A 496-nucleotide genomic window follows, 5' to 3' on the forward strand; every position below is an offset into this window, starting at 1 on the left:
AGGAACTGGACTTTTACGACGAGAACGGCTACCTCATGCTCCAGAAGCTGTTCACCGACGAGGAAGTCGACATGATGAAGCGCGAGCTCCGGGAGACGATGAAGCGCAACGAAGAGCGCGACGCGCCGGACGTGATCAAGGAGCCGAACAGCAACGAGGTCCGCTCCGTGTTTGAAATCCATAAGGACRGCGGGTTCTTTGAAATGCTCGCCAAAAACGAACGCATYGTCAAAGCYGCCCAGCAGATCCTCGGCAGCCAGGTGTATATGATGCAGTCCCGGATAAACTTTAAGCCAGGCTTTAAGGGTAAGGAGTTCTACTGGCATTCGGATTTTGAAACCTGGCACATGGAAGACGGCATGCCGGACATGCGGGCGCTCAGCTGCTCGATCATCCTCACGGACAACTACGAGTTCAACGGCCCGCTCATGCTGATCCCGGGGTCGCAGAAATGGTACGTCTCCTGCCCGGGCACGACGCCGGAGGACAACTTCAA

The 496-nt window shown here is 56.2% G+C and carries 1 protein-coding gene; it reads left to right on the plus strand.

The window, feature by feature from the left end:
* Window positions 1–35: 35 nt before the first annotated feature.
* The coding region (locus CHL76_RS16740; protein WP_332908345.1) for a phytanoyl-CoA dioxygenase family protein at window positions 36–496 on the plus strand (461 nt) is incomplete at its 3' end.

This window comes from Marinococcus halophilus (assembly GCF_002265875.1).
In the GTDB taxonomy this organism is placed as follows: domain Bacteria; phylum Bacillota; class Bacilli; order Bacillales; family Marinococcaceae; genus Marinococcus; species Marinococcus halophilus.